The sequence below is a fragment of the Lacinutrix sp. genome, from assembly GCF_037625555.1.
In the GTDB taxonomy this organism is placed as follows: domain Bacteria; phylum Bacteroidota; class Bacteroidia; order Flavobacteriales; family Flavobacteriaceae; genus Lacinutrix.
The window spans coordinates 21,023-41,655 of record NZ_JASJHV010000105.1; the positions used below are offsets into that span (position 1 = coordinate 21,023).

Below are 20,633 nucleotides of genomic sequence, written 5' to 3' on the forward strand. Positions count from 1 at the left end.
ACTACAGAATAGGTATGAAACAATTAATTTACATTTTTTTCTTTGGAATATTTTTCACGCAAACACAATCTGATTACAATACAAAAAAAGGTTTTGTAGCAGAAGGATATGATGTGGTTTCTTATTTTGAGAATAAAGCAGAAGAGGGAAATAAGAACTTCACAACTACTTACGATGGTACAAAATTTAAGTTTGTGTCTCAAATACATTTAGACAAGTTTACAGCAAACCCAGAACAATACATCCCGCAATATGGTGGATACTGTGCCTATGCAGTAGCCGAGAAAGGGAAAAAGATTGATTTAAAATTATGAGAAAGAAAAATTAGTTTTTAGTTGGTTGACTAATTTTTAGAAGTACGTTTGCAGCTTTGCATTCGGACTTTTTTTATTGAAGAGACATTACCATTAATAAAGGTTTTAAACTACCTTCAAAATATAAGTATTCTTTTTTCCTTTATTTAAAACAACATACTTGTTGTTTATTAAATCTTTAGCAGTAATTTTATAGTATTGATTTACTTTCTCTTTATTTACAGAAACAGCATTTTCTTTAAGTGCACGTCTTGCTTCGCTATTACTTTTTAGGAAGTTTGTTTTATCTGCTAAAGCAGCAATCATGTCTAGACCTTCAGCTAAATCTATTTTTGTTATTTCGGCTTGAGCCACACCTTCAAAAACATCTAAAAATAAGCTTTCATCTAGTGTACGTATATCTTCATTAAACGTTTTACTAAATAAAATTCCAGAGGCTTTTTTAGCATTTAAAAAATCATTTTCAGAATGTACAAAAGTAGTTACTTCTTTAGCTAAACGCTTTTGTAGCAAACGTAAATGTGGTGTTTCCTTATGTTCACTAACTAATGGTTCAATTGTAGATTTATCTAAAAACGTAAAGATTTTAATATACTTTTCAGCATCATCATCTGAAGTATTTAACCAGAATTGGTAAAACTTATAAACTGATGTTTTATTTGTGTCTAACCAAACATTCCCACCTTCACTTTTACCAAATTTAGAACCGTCTGCTTTTGTAATTAATGGACATGTCATGGCAAAAGCTTTTGCTTGGTCTTCACCATCGTCCATTCGCCTTACTAATTCTGTTCCAGTAGTTATGTTTCCCCATTGGTCACTTCCTCCCATTTGTAATTTACAACCCATAGTTTTGTACAAATGATGAAAATCGTAACCTTGGATTAATTGGTAAGTGAATTCTGTAAAAGACATTCCAACGTTTCCTTCGTCTCCAGATAAACGTTTTTTAACAGAGTCTTTAGCCATCATGTAATTTACCGTTATACGTTTTCCAACATCACGAGCAAAATCGATAAAACTAAAATCTTTCATCCAATCGTAGTTATTTACTAAAACTGGTGCGTTTTTATTTGAAGAATTAAAATCTAAAAATCGAGATAAAACGCCTTTAATTCCGGCTACATTATGTGCTAAAGCAACTTCGTCTAATAAATTACGTTCATCACTTTTTCCAGAAGGATCACCTATCATTCCTGTAGCTCCACCAACCAAAGCAACAGGTTTATGTCCTGCTTTTTCTAAGTGTACTAATAAGATAATTGGCACTAAACTACCAATATGTAGAGAGTCACTTGTAGGATCGAAGCCAATGTAAGCCGTTGTCATCTCTTTATTTAATTGCTCTTCTGTTCCTGGCATGATGTCGTGCAACATACCTCTCCAACGTAATTCTTCTACAAATGTATTAGCCATTTTATGCTTGATTTTGTGTATTGATTCACAAAGATAAAAATAGCTATATAATTAAGATACAATATTGAATATTTATTATCTTAGATGTATGATTTTAGTTACTGGAGGAACAGGATTTGTAGGTGCGCATTTGCTTTTTAAATTGTTAAATGAAGAGCAAACTGTACGTGCAATTTATAGAAATGAAAAAAAGTTTAAAACGATTAAACGAATTTTTTCTTACTACTCTAACAATGCCGAAGCTCTTTTTAATAAAATAGACTGGATTCAAGCAGATTTAAATGATATTCCTGCCTTAACAGAAGCTTTTAAGGATATTACACATGTTTACCATTGTGCAGCATTTGTTTCTTTTGAACCAGATAAATTTGATTTATTGCAAAAAACCAATATTGAAGGCACAGCAAATATTGTAAATTTTTGTGTTTCAAATAATATTAAAAAATTATGTTATGTTAGTTCTATTGCAGCAATAGGTGAATCAAAATCTGGAGAAGTTACAACCGAAGAAACCGAATGGAATGAAGAGGTAGACAATAGTGTTTATGCTATTACTAAATATGGAGCCGAGTTAGAAGTATGGCGTGGTACACAAGAAGGTTTGGACGCTGTAATTATTAATCCTGGAGTTATTATTGGTCCAGGGATTTGGAATTATGGCAGCGGCTCTATAATTAAAACAATACACAATAAGTTAAAATATTACACCATGGGCACTGTTGGGTGCGTAGCTATTAAAGATGTTGTTGATATTATGGTTTTACTCATGCTAAGCAATGTAAAAAACGAACGCTTTATTTTAGTATCGCAAAATTGGACTTATAAAAAATTCTTAACTATTTGTGCAGAGGCTTTAAATGTTAAACCACCTAAAAAAGAAGCAAAAAACTGGTTATTACAAATAGGTTGGAGACTTGACTGGTTAAAACATAAAGTTACAGGAAAGAGACGAGTGTTATCTAAACAGCTTGTAGATTCTTTAATATTAAAATCTCAATACAATGGAGATAAGATTGAAGCAGTTATAAAATTTGAATATTCTAATTTAGAAGTTGAAATAAAAAAAACGTGCGAGTTGTATTTAAAAGATATTTAATACTGGACTAAAAAGTTCTATTTTCCTTTGGCAACTGGTTTTCGCTCTTGAGGAAATTTAGACTCTGTGTTTTCTTTAAATTTTCTTCGTTTCTCTTCGTTTATTTTTGCTCTATTAATAGAATCTTTAGTTTCTTTTTCCTTTTTCTCTTTAGTGTCGATTGCTTTATATTTTTCTCGCAATACAGATAAGCTATCTTTTACACGTAAATAGATAGCATCATATTTTTTAATATCGAAAGCATAATAAGCGTTACTCTCTACAAAAGTAATACTATCTATATTGTTTTTTTTATAAATATACGCGTCTGGCACAATACCATTTTTCTCAATATTACTTTTATTAACACCTTTCGCAGAAGACATAATAGCCATATCCACTAATACATTAACCATGTTATCTTCAGAAATTAAATTTTCTGGTTTATTAGGTTTTTCAACCTTATAACAAGAGCTTAGTATTAATAATATTATTAAAAATAAAAAGTGTTTTTTTTTCATATATCTATTAAAGTTTAAAATACTGTAAGTATATTACCTATTAAATGTAAGTTTTTTAGCATATTTTGTATCGTAAAACTTAAAGTTTTTATAGGCTAACCCTCCATTTACAAAAGTTTGAGTAATACGAGATTTAAATGTAGTGCCTTCAAAAGGAGACCAACCACACTTATATAAAATATTGTCTTTATTTACTGTCCATGGGTTATTTAAATCTACAACAACCAAATCTGCATAATACCCTTCTTTAATATAACCACGTTTTTCCACTTCAAATAAAATAGCTGGATTATGAGCTGTTTTTTCTACAATTTTCTCAATCGAAATTTGCCCACGATGATGCATTTCTAATAAGGCTGGTAGCGCATGTTGCACTAAAGGGCCTCCAGAAGGCGCTTTTGTATACACATTACTTTTTTCTTCTATTGTATGTGGTGCGTGGTCTGTTGCTATAACATCTATTCTATCGTCTAGTAACGCTTTTAATAGCTGCTCTCTATCTTTTTCTGTCTTTACGGCTGGATTCCATTTTATTAAAGTGCCTTTATCGTCGTAATCTTTATCGCTAAACCATAAGTGATGAATACAAACCTCAGCTGTTATTTTTTTGTCTTTTAAAGGGATTTTATTACTAAATAATTTTGTTTCTTTTCCAGTAGACAAATGAAAAACATGCAATCTTGCTCCTGTTTTTTTAGCTAATTCTATTGCTTTGGATGAAGACAAATAACATGCTTCTTCACTCCTAATTATTGGATGTAAATTAATTGGTATATCTTCTCCATAACGCGCTTTATAAACCTCTGTATTGGCTTTAATTGTTGCTTCATCTTCGCAGTGTACGGAAATTAACAAATCTGTACTTGAGAATATTTTTTTTAAAACTTCTGGATTATCTACCAACATATCTCCAGTAGAGGATCCTAAAAATAGTTTTAAACCTGCAACTTCTTTTGGGTTAACCTTTAAAATTTCTTCTAAATTATCATTGGTGCCACCAAACATAAAAGAGTAGTTAGCAAAAGATGTTTCTTTAGCAATTGCAAACTTATCATTTAACTTTTCTATTGTAGTAGTCTGCGGATTGGTATTAGGCATTTCTATAAAAGAAGTAATACCTCCTGCAATTGCTGCACGAGATTCTGTTTCTATATTTGCTTTATGCGTTAAACCTGGTTCTCTAAAATGTACTTGGTCGTCAATCATTCCAGGAAGCACATATTTACCTTCCGCATCAAACACATTTACATCTGATGATTTAGCACTTATAGAGGTGTCTATTTTTGTAATAAACTCACCTTCAATTAATATATCTCCAGTAAAAATAGTGCCTTCATTAACAATCTTGGCATTTTTAATAAGTGTTATTTTTTCGCTCATTCTTTTTCTTTGTTGAATATACTTTTAAACTTCATAGATACAACTCCAAAGATTGCCTCTAAAATTATACTTGAACTTAATTTAGATTGTCCTTTTGTTCTGTCTGTAAAAATAACTGGTACTTCTACTATTTTAAACTTTTTTAAATAGGCTTTAAATTTCATTTCAATTTGAAACGCATAACCTATAAACTTAATATCATCAAAATTAATACTCTCTAGCACACTTCTATGATAGCAAATAAAACCTGCAGTACTATCTTTTATGAGCATTCCTGTGATTATTTTTACATATATTGAAGCTCCATAAGATAAGATAATCCTGCTTAAAGGCCAATTTACAACATTAATACCTTTGACATAACGTGACCCTATACTAACTGCTGCTCCTAAATTATGGCATGCATTATACAGCCTTATAAGATCTTTTGGATTATGAGAAAAATCTGCATCCATCTCAAAAATATACTTGTAATCTCTTTTTAAACACCATTTAAAACCATGAATATAAGCTGTACCTAATCCAGATTTTTCTTGTCTCATTTCTAAAAACAAAGATTGTGGAAACTGCTTTTGTAATTCCTTTACTTTACTTGCAGTACCATCTGGTGAATTATCATCTACAACCAAGATATGAAACGCTTTATCTTGATTAAAAACAGTCATGATTATCGACTCTATGTTTTCAATTTCGTTATAAGTTGGTATAATTACAACAGCGTCTTGCATTAGTAGCTTTTAAATTATGGCAAATGTACATATTTGACTTTTAGTTTTTTGTAAATATTTATTAATAAATGGTGCCTTTTCTTAATTATTTTATAATAATTTTACAACATGCTAAGAGAAGTGCTTTCAACCGAACTTTATACCATTTTACTTGTAATTTGTCTTACTTTAGTTGCAATTACTAAGCTTTTGGCTCCAAAACGATTTCAATATTTTTTAATGTTACTAATAAACTTTAGATATTTAAAAGTTTATGTTAGAGAACATAAGTTTTTTGATTTTTTTGAAAGCTTACTTTTTACTAATCTAAGTATTGGATTAGCAATATTTTCCTTGTTGTGTTTAAATTTAAGCAATAACTATCCTATAGATAACCCTTTAATTTCTTCTAAGCTAGCTTTAGGCATTGGTATTTTAATACTTACTAAAATAATGCTAGAACGCATAGTGAGTAGTGTATTAAACATAGACAGTATAATTGATAATTATATATTTCAAAAAACAAGTTACAAGAATTTTATAGGTATTTTATTAATTCCTATAAATGCTATTTTAATTTATTCTTGGCTTCCAAACCAATTAAATCTAGCCATTTTCTTGGCACTCCTAATTATAATCAATGTTGCTGGAATTTTATTATTCATAAAAAATAATCTTAAAACAATAAAAAAGAATTGGTTTTATTTTATTTTGTATCTTTGCACACTTGAAATTTCACCTTATCTCGTTTTGTATAAGTTATATACGTTACAATAAGGCCTTAAAAAAAGCTATTATTATATGAAAGTGAAAACCATTTTAGTCTCGCAACCTGAACCTAAAATTGAAAATTCGCCATATTTCGATTTGTCAGAAAGACAGAAAGTGAAAATAGATTTTCGTCCTTTTATTCACGTAGAAGGTTTGCCTTCAAAAGAAATTAGGCAACAAAAAATTGACCTTAGTAAGTTTACAGCTATAGTTTTAACAAGTAGAAATGCTGTAGATCACTTTTTTAGAGTTGCTGAAGAAATGCGCTTTAAAGTGTCAGATAGCATGAAATATTTTTGCCAATCTGAAGCTGTAGCGTATTATCTTCAAAAATATGTTGTGTATAGAAAACGTAAAATATATGTTGGCAAACGTACTTTTACTGAGCTTTCTCCTTTAATTAAAAAGTATAAAGATGAAACGTTTTTATTACCTGCCGCAGATAAATTAAAAGCAGAAGTTCCTGAAGTACTAAATGGACTAGGTGTAAACTGGAAGGAAGCTGTTTTTTATAAAACAGTAATTAGTGATTTATCTGATTTAGAAAGTGTAACCTATGATATATTAGTATTCTTTAGCCCAAGTGGTATTGATTCTTTGTTTCATAACTTTCCAGATTTTCAACAAAAAGATACTAGAATTGCTGTATTTGGAAACACAACTATAAAAGCAGTAGAAGCAAAAGGATTAAGAGTAGATATCGCTGCTCCAACTCCAGAAACTCCTTCTATGACAATGGCGCTTAAAAAGTACATAAATTCTGTAAACAAAAAATAAAATATATAAAGTTAATAAAGTAGACCTCATTCAGGTCTTCTACTTATAACAAAGAAAAGGCTTCTCAAATTGAGAAGCCTTTTCTTTGTTATGCTCAAAACTGTTGTTGTGTATTATTTTACATTTGGAGCTCCAGCTAAAATAGCATCATTAGCATTGTCTTCAAACTGTTTAAAATTATCATTAAATGAACGCGCTAGCTTATCTGCAGTTTTATAGTAACCTTCATCGTTATTCCATGATTTTCTTGGACTTAACACTTCAGTTGGCACGTTAGGGCAAATTCTTGGCTGATCTACATTAAAAATAGAATGTTTATGGTAGTTTCCTTTATTTGCTTCTTCTAGAGAACCATCCATAGCTGCAGTAATCATTGCTCTAGTATATTTTAATTTCATTCTACTGCCAACACCATAAGGTCCACCAGTCCAACCAGTGTTTACTAACCAAACAGTTACTCCTGCATCTTGCATTTTCTTACTTAGCATCTCTGCGTACTTTGTTGGATGTAATGGCATAAAAGGCGCTCCAAAACATGCAGAAAAGCTTGGTACAGGCTCAGTAATTCCTGCTTCTGTTCCTGCCACCTTAGCTGTGTAACCTGAAATAAAATGATAAGCAGCTTGTCCTGGTGTTAGTTTTGAAATAGGAGGCAAAACACCAAAAGCATCAGCAGTTAAAAAGAAAATATTTTTAGGATTCTTACCTATTGATGGCACTTTAATATTTTCTATATGATGAATAGGATAGCTTACACGTGTGTTTTGTGTAATTGAAGTATCTGCAAAATCTACTTCTCCTTTTTCATTCATTTTAACATTTTCAAGAATAGCACCTTCTTTTATTGCATCGAAAATTTTCGGTTCTTGCTCTTGAGATAAATTAATCACTTTTGCATAACAACCACCTTCAAAATTAAAGACTGTGTTTTCAGAAGTCCAGCCATGTTCGTCGTCACCAATTAAGCTTCTATCTGGATCTGTAGATAAAGTTGTTTTTCCTGTTCCAGAAAGGCCAAAGAAAATTGAAGTATCACCATCTTTACCAACATTTGCACTACAGTGCATAGGTAATGTATTTTTAAACACTGGAAGTATAAAATTTAAAGCAGAAAAAATTCCTTTTTTAATTTCTCCTGTATATCCAGTACCTCCAATTAATGCAATCTTTTTTTCAAAATTTAATATCGCAAAATTATGTTGTCTTGTACCATCTTCTTTAGCATCAGCCATAAAACCTGGTGCATTAACAATGGTCCATTCTGGCGTGAAATTTTTTAACTCAGCATCTGTAGGGCGTAAAAACATATTATAAGCAAACATGTTACTCCATGGATACTCGTTGATAACACGAATGTTTAGTTTGTAATCTTCATCTGCACAAACAAAGCTATCTCTTACAAACACTTCCTTTTCAGACAAATAATTCACAACCTTATCATAAAACTTATCGAACTTATTTGCATCAAAAGGAATATTAATATTTCCCCACCAAATGCGATCTCTAGTTATATCATCTTTTACAATAAAACGGTCCATTGGTGATCGTCCTGTAAACTCTCCTGTATTAACAGCTAGAGCTCCAGAAGATGCTTGCACACCTTGACCTTTTTCAATAGTAGTTTGTTGTAATTTTTCTGGTGATAATTGGTATCGAACATTAGCATTCTTAATACCGTATTTTTCTAACGAAATCGTTTTAGTAGATTGTGTATGGTTTACCATAATTTGGTGTATTGTTTAGGTTGCAAAAGTACATATTATTCTAAAACTCTTGTATAAATCTACGTTAATTCTTAACGCTTTTTACAAAGTTTATTAACAATATAAGCCAAGCTACAATAAGTAACAATCCACCAATGGGAGTTATAAAACCTATTACTTTAAAGTTAAAAGCAGTAAGTGTATTTGTCGCTAAGGCGTATATTGATCCTGAAAAAAACAACACGCCTACTGCTACCAAATAGAAAATTATTTTTTTACTTTTTATAGAAATAGCTTCAAGATTTCCTATAATTAAAAGTAAAAATGCATGATACATTTGATAGCGCACTCCTGTCTCAAAAGATTGCATAGCTTCAACTGTAATCTTTGGTTTTAAACCATGAGCTGCAAAGGTGCCTATTATAACTGCTAATAGCCCAAAAAAAGAACCTAATACTAATATTTTTTTGTTCATATATATTTATTGTTTGAGTTTTAAAACAATTTGCATTTTAGTACTTTCGTCCAAACAAAATTAGGTAACAAATTTCATTATGAGAAACATTTTAGTTATTGGTTCAGGAAAATCTGCATCATACTTAATAAAATATCTATTAGATAAATCTGAAACTGAAAATCTCCACATAACAGTGGGTGATTTAAATATTGGGAATGCTTCAAAGCTAACTGGTAATCATAAAAACGCAACTGCTGTTACTTTAGATGTATTTAATGACAAATCTAGAGAAGAAGCAGTAAAAGCATCAGACATTGTAATTTCAATGTTGCCTGCGCGTTTTCATATAGAAGTAGCTAAAGATTGTATTACTTTTGGTAAAAATATGGTAACAGCTTCTTATGTAAGCGATGAAATGCAAGCTTTAGATGCTCAAGCAAAAAATAGAGGCTTAGTATTTATGAATGAAATTGGAGTAGATCCAGGAATCGACCATATGAGTGCTATGCAAGTAATAGATAGAATTGAGGCAGATGGCGGAAAACTAATTTTATTCGAATCTTTTACAGGAGGATTAGTTGCTCCAGAAAGCGACAATAATTTATGGAACTATAAATTTACTTGGAACCCAAGAAATGTTGTGCTTGCAGGACAAGGAAGTGCTGCTAAGTTCCTTCAAGAAGGCACCTATAAATACATACCATATAACCGTTTATTTAGACGTACAGAGTTTTTAGAGGTAGATGGTTTTGGACGTTTTGAGGCATACGCTAATAGAGACTCCCTAAAATACCAAGACATTTATGGCCTTGACGATGTTAAAACTTTATATCGTGGTACTATTAGACGCGTTGGTTTTAGTCGTGCTTGGAATATATTTGCTGCACTTGGTATGACTGACGATATTTACACCATAGACGATAGTAAAAATATGAGTTATCGTGATTTTGTAAACTCATTCTTACCATATAGCTCAACAGACTCTGTTGAAATAAAATTTAGACATGCGCTTAAAATAGACCAGGACGATATTGTTTGGGATAAACTGGAAGAGTTAGACCTATTTAGCTCAACAAAAATGGTAGATCTTGATAAAGCAACACCTGCTCAAATTTTACAAAAAATATTGATGGACAGTTGGACTTTAGACCCAACAGATAAAGATATGATTGTAATGTACCATAAATTTGGTTACGAATTAAATGGTAAAAAGCACCAAATAGATGCTACTATGGTTACTTTAGGTGAAGATCAAACTTACACTGCAATGGCAAAAACTGTAGGTTTACCAGTCGCTATTGCTGCAATGGCTATTCTTAATAAAAAAATAACAACTCCTGGAGTTTTAAGACCAATTACCAAAGAGGTTTACCAACCTATTTTAACAAAACTTGAAGATTTTGGGATTATATTTAACGAGAAAAAAGTTCCTTACTTAGGTTACAATCCTCTACATGTTTAGTACATTTATGTTTTAATTCGAAAATACATATAGGCTTTGAAAGTTATAAATCAAAACATACACATAGACGGTATTGATAAAAAAATACTTCGTACATTAATGACAGATGCCAGAACTTCTGTTTTAGAAATAGCGAGACAAGTTTGTATTTCGGGAGCTGCAATACACCAACGGTTAAGAAAACTTGAAAAATCAGGTTTAATTGCAGGTTCTAAATTTATTATTAACCCTAAAATATTAGGTTATAGTACAATGGCATTTGTAGGTATATATCTTGATAAAGCTATTAGCAATCCTGATGCTGTAAAGCAACTTAAAAAGATACCTGAAGTTTTAGAATGCCATTACACCACAGGAAACTGGAGTATTTTAATTAAAATACTTTGTAAAGATAATGCGCATTTAATGCATTTATTAAATAACGAAATTCAATCTATTGAAGGCGTGTCAAGAACTGAGACTTTTATTTCTTTAGACCAGCAAATTGAGAGACAAATAAAAATATAAACAAATCTTAGATTTAACAACAAAACAAAAGCTCCTTATAAAATATTAGGAGCTTTTTTTATAGAATAAATATTGTTTACTCAATTATCAACTTTTAACTGTTGATACATTATTAGATGTTAATGTCATTAAGTACATACCTGAAGATAACTTAGAACTTAGATTTCAAGATAATGGTAAAGGTTTTACTGTTAATGAAGTTAAAAAAAGCCTGGAATTGGGCTTCAAAATATTAAAAGTAGAGTTAAAATATTAAATGGCACACTAAAAATAGAGAGTACCCCAAATAGTGGAAGTCAATTTATAATACGCTGTAAATATGGACAATAAAATAAAAATTGCATTAGCTGATGATGAGCTTTTATTTAGACAAGGTCTTAAAACTATTCTAGAAAGTAACGATACGATAGATGTACTATTTGATACTGAAAACGGGCAACATTTAATAGACCTATTAACTAACACTAAAATACTTCCTGAAATAGTTATTACAGATCTTAAAATGCCAGAATTAAATGGTGTAGAGGTGACTAAACCTATAAGAAAACGCTTCCCAAACATTAAAGTTATCGCATTAACAAGCTATTTTAGCAAACCCTTTATACTTAATATGATTTCTATTGGTGCTATTGCTTATTTAGCAAAAAACAGCACACCAGATTTAATGATTAAAACTATTGTTGAAGTTTCAAAAAAAGGTTTTTATTATGACGAACAAGTCATGAAATACATCCATGAAAGCATTGTTAACCCTACAGATAAAAAAGTGAAATCAAACTTTGATACTAACTACTTTACAAAAAGAGAAATTGAAGTTTTAAAATTAATTTGTAAGCAATTAACTACTAATGATATTGCAGAAACTCTTTTTATTAGTCCAAGAACTGTAGAATGGCATAGAAACAGTTTATTACTTAAGACAGAATCTAAAAATATTGCAGGCTAGGTTATATATGGGCTAAAAAACAAATTAGTATCCTTAGAAAACGATACTTTATAAAATAAAAAGCTTCAAATTAATCTCTTCCACCAAAAACCTGTAAAGCCCAATATAATAACGATGCTATTGCACCAATTGCAGCAACCAAGTAAGTTCTTGCTGCCCATTTAAGAGCATCTTCAGAACCTTTATACTCTTCTTGAGAAACTATATTCTTATTTTTTAACCAAGCCAAAGCACGATTACTAGCATCGTATTCTACTGGTAAAGTAACAATACTAAATAACGTTGCAAAAGCCATCATTACTAAACCTGCAATGGCAACATATTGACCTGCAGCTCCAAGCGCATCAGATGCCATTAGTGCTACTCCACCAAAAACAACCCATTGAGACATACTAGAAGTAACCTGTACCACTGGCACTAATTTAGAACGCATTGTTAAATATTGGTATGCGATAGCATGTTGTACAGCATGACCAACTTCGTGAGCTGCAACTGCGGCTGCTGCTGCATTACGTTGGTTATAAACCGCCTCACTTAAATTTACTGTTTTATTTGTTGGGTTATAATGGTCTGTTAAACGTCCTGGTGAAGAAATCACCTCAACATCTCGAATGCCATGATCTGCCAGCATTTTTGTTGCAATTTCAGCACCACTCATACCATTTCGCAATTGCACTTTAGAGTACTTGGCAAACTTCTTTTTTAACTGGTTACTAACTAACCAACTTACTAAAGCTATTGCACCTATTAGGATATAATATCCCATATGTCCTGTCATCATCATTATTTTAAGTTTTAAATTCTAATTAATAATATATCAAAAAGTAAGCCAATTCTATAATAAGAAAATTTGTCAGTTTTACTGTTTTTCTAAGTACGCTTTTTGCGTTACGGTAACTGAATAACTTGTGACCATTGGTATCTCTTCGTTTCCTTCAATAACATTTTTTTTATTCTTACCAGAAAAAACAATTTCAAATATCATATAGTCAAGGTGAAAGCGTTCTGTAGTTATAAGTAGGTTATCATCAACTTCAAAAACGGAATACAAAGTGTTATCTACATATTTTGCATCCAATACAATACCATTATTTTCGTCTACAACATATTCTCCTTTTTCTTTATTTATAGTTTTTAACGTATAATTTCTAGGGCTTGGTTTACCATCAATTACATACACTAAAATATAATTATAAACACCAACAGAATCTGTAGCTGTTAAATGAAACTCCATATTAACACTTTGCTTTCCTTTAGCATTAGTAATCTCAAGTTCTCCCTTATAAACTCCTAAATAATCTTCTGGAAATGTTAAGGTTCCATCTTGTGCTTGGACAGAAAAACTAATTGTAATAAATAATAGAATACTAAGAAACTGTTTCATTTTATTATTATTTTAATATATAAAAATAATTAGTTTTGATAAGAATGAATAACATTAATCACTTTTTCGTCTTGAAAAACAATAATAAGTGTCTCTTCTTTTACTTCAAAAAAACTTGATGCTTTGCCTAAAGAATATACCAAGTGGTCTTTACCTTTTAAGGTTGAAGGTTTAGTAGTACTGCCTAACAATAAAATAATTTCTGCTTTTGTTTTTCCAAAAAGCATATTACTATCTATAATATCCTTAGCCATATCATAGCGTGTTGATGGTGTTTCATGCCATTGTATTTTATTAAATTGCTTTTCATTAGCATCTATAACAAAATAACTAATAGCACCTGCTAAAAGTAAAACACCTACAAATATTCCTATTTTTTTACCCAACTATATTAACAATTTTACCTGGTACAACAATTATCTTTTTAGGTTCTCTACCGTCTAATTGAGTAATGGTTTTTTCGTGAGCCATAACCGCTTTTTCAATTTCATCTTTTGTAAAATCCATAGGTAATTCTAGCGTAAAACGCATTTTACCATTAAATGAAATTGGATAATTTTTACTACTTTCTACAAGATGACTAGCATCAAACTCTGGGAAAGGTGATGTAGAAATTGAGGTATTATTTCCTAATTTATTATATAATTCCTCAGCAATATGTGGTGCATAAGGTGATATTAAAACTAGTAAAGGTTCTAATATTTCTTTACTCGTACATTTTTGAGCTGTTAACTCATTTACAGCAATCATAAACGTGGACACCGAAGTATTAAAAGAGAAATTCTCGATATCTTCTTGTACTTTTTTTATTGTTTTGTGTAATGTTTTTAGATTGTCTTTTGTGGGTTCGGCATCGTTTACTTTTAATCCATTATCGTCTACATACAATTTCCATAATTTTTTAAGGAAACTGTGCACACCTGAAATACCTGCTGTATCCCATGGTTTGTATTGCTCTAACGGACCAAGGAACATTTCGTAAAGACGAAGACTGTCTGCACCATATTGCTCGCAAATAACTTCTGGATTCACTACATTAAGCCATCTTTTAGACATTTTTTCAACTTCTCTCCCAACAAGAAAAATATCATTATCTTCTAATATAAATAGTGATTTTTCATATTCCTTACTTGTTTTTTGGATCTTAAAAGAATCAATATCTAATTCATCTGAAGCATTAACCTTGTTTACATCAACTCGTATAGGGTTAATAAAATATGATAATATAGATTCCCCATTTAATAATTCATCTTTAACTTCTTCATTAATATCTAAAATACTGAGAATAGTGTTAAAAAGCGAATTCTTTTTAGATGGATCATGATTTAAATTATTTATACCTGAACAACTAATGGTATTTTTAGTGTTAGTACTTTCAAACATCAAATCTTTTGAAACTAATATATTTACTTTTTGACCAGAACTATTTTGAGAATAATCTGTAGTAAATTTGAATTCATCCTCTTTTAAACTATACAGTTTAGATAAATGATTTACTCTAATATTTGTAACATTTAATGCAATAGCGCTAGTACCCAAAATCATCCCTTGATTTATCAACTTCTTAAAAGGCTCTTCAACATTTACAAAACCACGATCTTTAAGTAATTTTACCCAAAATCGAGAATATAATAAGTGTCCTGTTGCGTGTTCTGCACCACCAATGTATAAATCTACATTTTCCCAATAGTTTAACGCATCTTTACTTGCAAAAACATTGCCTCTACTCGCTGCTTCTTCCATATAACGGAAAAAGTACCATGAGCTTCCTGCCCAACCTGGCATGGTGTTTAGCTCTAGAGAAAAAATAGTTTTATTATCTATTTTATTGTTTGCAACAACAGTATTAGTTTTTGTGCACCAAGCCCAAACATTGGCGCGACCTAAAGGTGGTTCGCCTTCTTCGGTTGGTAAATATTTTTCTACTTCTGGTAATCTAATTGGTAAATGTTCTGCGTCTATCATTTGCGGCATTCCATTAACGTAATACACTGGAAATGGTTCTCCCCAATAACGCTGTCTAGAAAATACGGCATCTCTTAACCTATAATTTGTTTTGCCTTCGCCTTGTCCTAACTGCTCTAAATCGTAAATAGCACGTTTACTGGCTTTTTTGTAGTTCATTCCATTAAGGAAATCACTATTTGCAATTTTTACATTGTCTTTTCCTGTAAATGCTTCTTTGCTAATATCTACACCTTCAAAAATGTTAGGAATCTGAATATTAAAATGTTTTGCAAAATCGTAATCACGCTGGTCTCCACATGGCACAGCCATTACTGCTCCTGTTCCGTAACTTGCTAATACGTAATCGCCAATCCATATTTGTACTGGCTCTTTTGTAAAAGGATGTTCTGCGTAAGCACCTGTAAATACACCCGAAATGGTTTTTACATCTACCATACGATCACGTTCGCTACGTTTTGCTGTTTTTTCTATATAAGTTTCAACTTCAGCTTTTTGTTCTGCAGTTGTTAGTTTAGAAACGAGTTCATGCTCTGGAGCAAGTGTCATGAATGATACTCCAAAAATGGTATCAGGTCTTGTAGTGAAAACTTCAATGCTTTCATCATGACCTTTAACGTTAAAAGATACGGTTGCTCCTACAGATTTCCCAATCCAGTTACGTTGTGTTTCTTTTAAGGCATCTGTACAATCTATAGTTTCTAAACCTTGAAGTAAGCGTTCTGCATAAGCAGAAATTCGCATACTCCATTGTGTCATTTTCTTACGCATAACTGGATGTCCACCACGTTCTGATACGCCATTTACAATTTCGTCGTTTGCTAAAACGGTTCCTAAAGCTGGACACCAATTCACTTCGGTTTCTGCTAAATAGGTTAATCTGTATTTTAATAGTATTGCCTGTTGTTCTTCTGTTGAAAAACTATTCCAAGCTTCTGAAGTAAATGTTTCAATAATATCGTCGCATGCAACATTGGCATTGCCTTCCGAAGAAAAAATTGAAACTAATTCGTTTATATCTTTAGCTTTATTATCATTATTGCAATAATACGATTGAAATAATTGAATAAATATCCATTGTGTCCATTTGTAATATTCTGGATTAGAAGTACGTACTTCGCGACTCCAATCAAAAGAAAAACCAATTTGATCTAATTGTCTTCTATAGGTTTTAATATTCGTTTCTGTAGTAATAGCTGGATGTTGACCTGTTTGTATTGCGTACTGTTCTGCAGGCAACCCAAAACTATCGTAACCTTGAGGATGCAATACATTAGATCCTTTGTGGCGTTTGTAACGTGCATAAATATCGCTAGCTATATAACCTAATGGGTGACCAACATGCAAACCTGCTCCAGAAGGATAAGGAAACATATCAAGCACATAATATTTTGGCTTTTCGCAATTGTTAGAGGCTTTAAATGTTTGGTTTTCTGACCAATATTTTTGCCAATCTTTCTCTATTCTATTAAAATCGTATTGCATAGTGTTGATTTTACGCTTCAAATTTAAAGATATTACAACAGAATTAAAAGTTTAAACGTTGTAAAGTAGTATTGTTTGAATTCTTTATTATTTTTACACTGTTAACTAAATACTTTTTATGAGCTCCTCTTTTGATAAATACCAAAAACGCCGATTAATCTCTTCTTACTTTTCTGTAGTTTTAAGTATTGGATTAGTCTTATTTTTACTAGGTTTATTAGGACTTTTGGTTTTAAATGCTAAAAAAGTAGCAGACCACTTTAAAGAACAGGTTACAGTTACTATTTTTTTAAAAGACACTGCAAAAGATGTAGAAATTAAACAACTTGAAAAGAGTTTGGCAATGGCAGACTATGTAAAGTCTACCATTTCTGTTTCTAAAGAACAAGCTGCAGAATTTATGAAAGCTGAAAGTGGTGAGGATTTTATGGATTTTCTTGGAAGCAATCCGCTTAAAAATTCGATTGATGTAAACTTAAAAGCCGATTTTGTTACTTCAAAAAAACTTCAAATTATAGCAGATCAAGCCTTAGCTAAAAACTTTGTTGAAGAGGTAAGTTATGATAACGACTTGGTGAATTTAATGAATGATAACGTGAAAAAAATTAGTTTTTGGATACTACTTATAAGTGGTTTATTTACATTAATTGCTGTTCTACTAATTAACAGCTCTATAAGACTGGCTGTATATTCTAAACGCTTTACCATAAAAACCATGCAAATGGTTGGTGCTACAAAACGCTTTATAAGAAAACCTTTTATTTTTAGGAGTGTTAAATTAGGAGTTATAGGTGCAATTATAGCATTAATAGGTATGGCTTTTGTACTTTATTTTGTAGATAAAACATTTCCTGAACTAGAACTATTAAACAAACCTGTTCTTATCATTGGTTTGTTTGTTGTTATCTTTTTACTTGGTATTTTTATTACTTGGATATCTACATTTTTCGCGACTCAGCGTTTTTTAAATCTTAATACAGATAAATTATATTACTAAACTTTAACACGTTTTAACTTTAGCCTTAACAATAATTAGTAAAGTTTGATGTTATATTTACATAACAAAAAACCACATATACTGACTATACCAATACATTTATTCATTATTTAATTTTATTATTATGAAACGAATAACATTTGTATTTATAGGTATTATATCGATTACAGCTTTTGTGCTGCTATCTAAAAAAAAATAGAAGATAAATCTATTAAGATTGTAAAAACTGATGTGAAAAAACATCATGTGAAAGGTATTTACGACTAAAGTTTTAAATAAATCCGTTACTTTGCAATTAGAAATAAGCTAATTTTATAGCATTAAATAAAATCTACATAAAAGGTGGGAGAACAAAAACGCAAAGAAATCGGTTCAGAAAATAAAGGTGAGTTTATTTTTGGTAAGCGCAACTATAAATTTATGTTTATAGGATTAGCCTTTATAGCAATTGGCTTTATTTTAATGTCTGGTGGTGGTAATGATGATCCTACTATATTTAATGAAGATATTTTTCACTGGAGACGCATACGTTTAGCACCTGCCCTAGTTTTAATAGGTTTTGGTATTCAAATTTATGCTATTCTAACACGAAAGGAAGATTAGAATATTAAAAAATAACTACAAACCATCTTATTGCTGATTCAATTTAATATTTTTGCCTAATGGACATTATAGACTCAATCATATTAGGCATAATTCAAGGACTTACAGAATTTCTACCTGTATCTTCTAGTGGTCATTTAGAATTAGGAAAAGCTATTTTAGGTGATAACTCTGTACCAGAAGAAAGCTTATTATTTACCGTTGTGCTTCACTTTGCAACAGCTTTAAGCACAATAGTTATTTTTAGAAAAGACATTATTGATATAGTAAAAGGCATATTTAAACCTGGCATAAACGACAATCAACGTTTTGTTGGGAAAATTATAATATCAATGCTTCCAGCTGTTTTTGTTGGTCTTTTCTTTGAAGAACAATTAGAACAATTATTTGGCGGAAACATTATGTTAGTAGGTTGCATGCTTTTAGTTACAGCTGCTCTTTTATTTCTAGCACATAAAGCAAAAAACACACAAAAGAAAGTTAGTTTTAAAAACGCCCTTATTATAGGTATCTCTCAAGCTATTGCAATGCTTCCTGGTATTTCTAGAAGTGGAGCAACAATTTCAACTTCGGTATTATTAGGTAATGATAAAACTAAAGCAGCACGTTTTTCATTTTTAATGGTTGTGCCTCTAATTTTTGGTAAAATTGCAAAAGATGTTCTTGGTGGTGAATTATCGTTCGAGAGCCAAAACATTACTGCTCTAGCAGCTGGATTTATTGCTGCATTTATATCTGGATTATTTGCATGTACTTGGATGATTGCATTAGTTAAAAAAAGCAAACTCTCTTATTTTGCAACTTACTGCGTAATTGTAGGTTTAATTGCCATTATTTTTTCTCTTTTAAATTAGTTTAATGACAATTGAAGACTACCAAGCAGGACAAGTTTTACTTATTGATAAACCCTTAAATTGGACTTCTTTTCAGGTGGTTAATAAACTACGATGGGAAATTAGACAAGCTTTCAATATTAAAAAAATAAAAGTTGGTCATGCAGGAACATTAGATCCTTTAGCTTCTGGATTATTAGTGATTTGTACTGGAAAAATGACAAAGCAAATTGATACTTTTCAAGGACAAATTAAAGAATATACTGGAACTATTATTTTAGGTGCAACAACTCCTTCGTTTGATTTAGAAACAGAAATAAACGAAACTTTCTCTACTCAACATATAACTGAAGATTTAATACACCAAGCTACAAAACAATTTATAGGCGAAATAGACCAGGTTCCACCTGTATTTTCTGCTCTAAAAAAAGATGGAAAACGCTTATATGAGTATGCAAGAGCTGGTGAGGCTGTAGAAGTTAAATCGCGTAAAGTTACTATTAAAGAGTTCTATATTATTAAAATTGAAGGCAATACTGTTTCTTTTAGAGTAGTTTGTAGTAAAGGAACATACATTCGCTCTTTAGCAAACGATTTTGGAAAAGCATTAAATTCTGGCGGACACCTATCTGTTTTAAGGCGCACAAAAATTGGCGATTTTAATGTTGACAATGCACTGTCAATAGAAAAATTTATTTCTAATTTAAGTACTACAAGTAATTAATATTATTCTTAAAACTAAATTAGTTTAATAAGCCAACTAAATCTTCAATTACATTTTGACCTTTATTTTTATTGTACCAGCTTTGTAAATCTTCCTTAAACTCTGGTGTTAATTTACCATGTTTAGTTTTATAATCGTTAACTAATTGGGTTGCTTCTATTGGCCTTGGCCCAAAAGTATTTATAACTTTATTTGTGTTGTTATCAATCATTATTAATTTTGGAATAGATTGTCCTCCATTGGTTAAAAACTGATTCATTAAATCTAAGTTTTCATCTCTTAGTACTACCTTAAAATCGATGTTAGTATTCAATTCTGCTACCTTATTAATTACTGGCATAACATGCGCAGCATCACCACACCAACTCTCTGTTAATACTAACCAAGTTTGATTTATATTTAAATTAGAAACATTTTCCTTTACCGTTTCATCAGTTTTAATGGTTTTGTCCCAACGCTTCATACGTCTATCGTTAAGCATTGTATAATTTGCTAACGCTTCGGTTTTTTCTTTGCTTGTTGTAGATTCTTTTTCTACCAAATCCTTTACCAAAGTTCTATAATCTTGATAACTCATAGAATTTTCAAGGCTGTTTTTTATAATAT

At 30.9% G+C, this 20,633-nt stretch carries 22 protein-coding genes; 11 read left to right on the forward strand and 11 right to left on the reverse strand.

What is annotated here, in order from left to right; translation table 11 throughout:
* Positions 1 to 14: 14 nt before the first annotated feature.
* Positions 15 to 314 (forward strand): YHS domain-containing (seleno)protein, encoded by a 300-nt coding sequence (locus QNK89_RS08770; protein ID WP_340170638.1) that lies wholly within the window; start codon positions 15 to 17, stop codon positions 312 to 314.
* 105 nt (positions 315 to 419) lie between these two features.
* Here QNK89_RS08770 and tyrS read toward each other — a convergent pair whose 3' ends face one another.
* Positions 420 to 1,730: a tyrosine--tRNA ligase gene (gene tyrS / locus QNK89_RS08775; RefSeq protein WP_340170640.1), complete on the reverse strand. Its 1,311-nt coding sequence runs from the start codon at positions 1,728 to 1,730 to the stop codon at positions 420 to 422.
* An 88-nt stretch (positions 1,731 to 1,818) separates the two neighbouring features.
* Here tyrS and QNK89_RS08780 point away from each other — a divergent pair, with 88 nt between their 5' ends.
* Positions 1,819 to 2,826, forward strand: a complete 1,008-nt coding sequence (locus QNK89_RS08780) for an NAD-dependent epimerase/dehydratase family protein (protein WP_340170641.1) — start codon at positions 1,819 to 1,821, stop codon at positions 2,824 to 2,826.
* 17 nt (positions 2,827 to 2,843) lie between these two features.
* Here the strand turns inward: QNK89_RS08780 and QNK89_RS08785 are convergent, their stop codons facing one another.
* The 3 genes from QNK89_RS08785 to QNK89_RS08795 are packed head-to-tail and all read right to left on the reverse strand — an operon-like array spanning position 2,844 to position 5,434.
* Positions 2,844 to 3,326, reverse strand: coding sequence for a DUF4296 domain-containing protein (locus QNK89_RS08785; protein ID WP_340170642.1), 483 nt, complete (start codon positions 3,324 to 3,326; stop codon positions 2,844 to 2,846).
* 33 nt (positions 3,327 to 3,359) lie between these two features.
* A complete protein-coding gene (locus QNK89_RS08790) occupies positions 3,360 to 4,706 on the reverse strand; it encodes a dihydroorotase (protein WP_340170643.1) in 1,347 nt (448 codons plus the stop codon).
* A complete protein-coding gene (locus QNK89_RS08795) occupies positions 4,703 to 5,434 on the reverse strand; it encodes a polyprenol monophosphomannose synthase (RefSeq protein ID WP_340170644.1) in 732 nt (243 codons plus the stop codon). Before QNK89_RS08795 ends, QNK89_RS08790 begins: the two co-directional genes overlap by 4 nt.
* A 108-nt stretch (positions 5,435 to 5,542) precedes the next feature.
* On the opposite strand from QNK89_RS08795, the gene QNK89_RS08800 reads away from it, so the two are divergent.
* Positions 5,543 to 6,190 carry a DUF4271 domain-containing protein gene (locus tag QNK89_RS08800; protein WP_340170645.1) on the forward strand — a complete coding sequence of 216 codons (648 nt, stop codon included), beginning with the start codon at positions 5,543 to 5,545 and terminating at the stop codon, positions 6,188 to 6,190.
* A 24-nt stretch (positions 6,191 to 6,214) separates the two neighbouring features.
* Positions 6,215 to 6,961, forward strand: coding sequence for a uroporphyrinogen-III synthase (locus QNK89_RS08805; RefSeq protein WP_340170646.1), 747 nt, complete (start codon positions 6,215 to 6,217; stop codon positions 6,959 to 6,961).
* 113 nt (positions 6,962 to 7,074) lie between these two features.
* On the opposite strand, the gene pckA is transcribed toward QNK89_RS08805, so the two are convergent.
* The gene (gene pckA, locus QNK89_RS08810; protein ID WP_340170648.1) at positions 7,075 to 8,685 is read right to left on the reverse strand and encodes a phosphoenolpyruvate carboxykinase (ATP); all 1,611 of its coding nucleotides are present in this window, start codon (positions 8,683 to 8,685) and stop codon (positions 7,075 to 7,077) included.
* Between the two features lie 64 nt (positions 8,686 to 8,749).
* Positions 8,750 to 9,139, reverse strand: coding sequence for a DUF423 domain-containing protein (locus tag QNK89_RS08815; RefSeq protein ID WP_340170649.1), 390 nt, complete (start codon positions 9,137 to 9,139; stop codon positions 8,750 to 8,752).
* Positions 9,140 to 9,218: 79 nt separating this feature from the next.
* Between QNK89_RS08815 and QNK89_RS08820 the strand changes: the two genes are divergently transcribed.
* The 3 genes from QNK89_RS08820 to QNK89_RS08830 all read left to right on the forward strand — a co-directional run bounded on the left by QNK89_RS08820 (position 9,219) and on the right by QNK89_RS08830 (position 12,036).
* Positions 9,219 to 10,583: a saccharopine dehydrogenase C-terminal domain-containing protein gene (locus QNK89_RS08820; RefSeq protein ID WP_340170650.1), complete on the forward strand. Its 1,365-nt coding sequence runs from the start codon at positions 9,219 to 9,221 to the stop codon at positions 10,581 to 10,583.
* Between the two features lie 36 nt (positions 10,584 to 10,619).
* Positions 10,620 to 11,090 carry an Lrp/AsnC ligand binding domain-containing protein gene (locus tag QNK89_RS08825; protein WP_340170651.1) on the forward strand — a complete coding sequence of 157 codons (471 nt, stop codon included), beginning with the start codon at positions 10,620 to 10,622 and terminating at the stop codon, positions 11,088 to 11,090.
* 319 nt (positions 11,091 to 11,409) lie between these two features.
* Positions 11,410 to 12,036, forward strand: a complete 627-nt coding sequence (locus tag QNK89_RS08830; RefSeq protein ID WP_340170652.1) for a response regulator transcription factor — start codon at positions 11,410 to 11,412, stop codon at positions 12,034 to 12,036.
* A gap of 70 nt (positions 12,037 to 12,106) precedes the next feature.
* Here the strand turns inward: QNK89_RS08830 and QNK89_RS08835 are convergent, their stop codons facing one another.
* From QNK89_RS08835 to QNK89_RS08850, 4 genes are all read right to left on the reverse strand, one after another.
* Positions 12,107 to 12,820: a zinc metallopeptidase gene (locus QNK89_RS08835; protein WP_340170653.1), complete on the reverse strand. Its 714-nt coding sequence runs from the start codon at positions 12,818 to 12,820 to the stop codon at positions 12,107 to 12,109.
* Between the two features lie 75 nt (positions 12,821 to 12,895).
* Entirely contained in the window at positions 12,896 to 13,420 is a 525-nt protein-coding gene (locus QNK89_RS08840; protein ID WP_340170654.1) for a hypothetical protein, read from the reverse strand.
* A gap of 29 nt (positions 13,421 to 13,449) precedes the next feature.
* Complete coding sequence (locus QNK89_RS08845; RefSeq protein ID WP_340170655.1) at positions 13,450 to 13,806, reverse strand: hypothetical protein; 357 nt, start codon at positions 13,804 to 13,806, stop codon at positions 13,450 to 13,452.
* A complete protein-coding gene (locus tag QNK89_RS08850) occupies positions 13,799 to 16,870 on the reverse strand; it encodes a class I tRNA ligase family protein (protein WP_340170699.1) in 3,072 nt (1,023 codons plus the stop codon). The genes QNK89_RS08845 and QNK89_RS08850 overlap by 8 nt, the downstream gene beginning before the upstream one ends.
* 118 nt (positions 16,871 to 16,988) lie before the next feature.
* Here QNK89_RS08850 and QNK89_RS08855 point away from each other — a divergent pair, with 118 nt between their 5' ends.
* The 4 genes from QNK89_RS08855 (at position 16,989) to truB (ending at position 20,027) form a co-directional block, all read left to right on the forward strand.
* A complete protein-coding gene (locus tag QNK89_RS08855; protein ID WP_340170656.1) occupies positions 16,989 to 17,867 on the forward strand; it encodes a permease-like cell division protein FtsX in 879 nt (292 codons plus the stop codon).
* A gap of 342 nt (positions 17,868 to 18,209) precedes the next feature.
* Positions 18,210 to 18,470, forward strand: coding sequence for a DUF3098 domain-containing protein (locus QNK89_RS08860; protein WP_340170657.1), 261 nt, complete (start codon positions 18,210 to 18,212; stop codon positions 18,468 to 18,470).
* A gap of 59 nt (positions 18,471 to 18,529) precedes the next feature.
* Positions 18,530 to 19,324 carry an undecaprenyl-diphosphate phosphatase gene (locus tag QNK89_RS08865; RefSeq protein ID WP_340170658.1) on the forward strand — a complete coding sequence of 265 codons (795 nt, stop codon included), beginning with the start codon at positions 18,530 to 18,532 and terminating at the stop codon, positions 19,322 to 19,324.
* 4 nt (positions 19,325 to 19,328) lie between these two features.
* On the forward strand, positions 19,329 to 20,027 hold the full coding sequence (gene truB, locus QNK89_RS08870) for a tRNA pseudouridine(55) synthase TruB (RefSeq protein ID WP_340170659.1): 699 nt from the start codon (positions 19,329 to 19,331) through the stop codon (positions 20,025 to 20,027).
* 19 nt (positions 20,028 to 20,046) lie between these two features.
* Here truB and QNK89_RS08875 read toward each other — a convergent pair whose 3' ends face one another.
* Positions 20,047 to 20,604 carry a thioredoxin family protein gene (locus QNK89_RS08875; protein WP_340170661.1) on the reverse strand — a complete coding sequence of 186 codons (558 nt, stop codon included), beginning with the start codon at positions 20,602 to 20,604 and terminating at the stop codon, positions 20,047 to 20,049.
* Positions 20,605 to 20,633 lie beyond the last annotated feature (29 nt).